This window comes from Clostridium sediminicola (genome assembly GCF_050402865.1).
GTDB lineage: Bacteria > Bacillota > Clostridia > Clostridiales > Clostridiaceae > Clostridium_AF > Clostridium_AF sediminicola.
The window spans coordinates 1-645 of the sequence record NZ_BAABMF010000071.1; the positions used below are offsets into that span (position 1 = coordinate 1).

Consider the following 645-nt stretch of genomic DNA (forward strand, 5'->3'; position numbering starts at 1 on the left):
GTTGCAACAGTAGTAGGTGGAGCAATGTTTGGGGATAACCTTTCATTTGTATCAGACACTACAATAGCAGCTACAAGAACCCAAGGGGTAGAACTTAGAGATAAATTTAAAATGAATGGCTTGATTGTATTGCCAGCAGTTATCGTTACTTTGACAATATTAGCATTTATACCAATAGGTAGTGCTACACTTGAAGTTGGTTCATATTCATTATTAAGAGTATTACCGTATTTATCAATAATAATATGTGCATTAATCGGATTGAATGTAATGGTGGTATTAGGAATAGGTATTTCAACAGGTGCAATTTTAGGATTGGCACTAGGTTCATTTAATTTTATTGAATTATTAGGATTTATTCAAAGAGGTTTTGGTTGGATGCAGGACCTTTGCTTAATCGCTCTAGTTATCGGTGGTATAGTAGAATTAATGAAGTATTATGGAGGAATAGGATTCTTACTAGAAAAAGTTACTTCTAATGTTAAAACTAAAAAAGGTGCAGAGTTTGGAATAGCAGCACTTGCAAGTTTAATCGATATATCAACAGCAAATAACACTATTGCAATAGTATCAGCTGGTCCTTTGGCAAAAGACATAACAAAGGAATATGATATAGATCCAAGAAGAACAGCAAGTTTACTTGAT

1 protein-coding gene is annotated in these 645 nt (G+C 33.3%); it reads left to right on the forward strand.

Annotated elements, in window-relative coordinates:
* Window positions 1-645, forward strand: a 645-nt coding sequence (locus ACQ3F0_RS26760; RefSeq protein ID WP_428868869.1) for a Na+/H+ antiporter NhaC family protein, incomplete at both ends; no start/stop codon positions are given.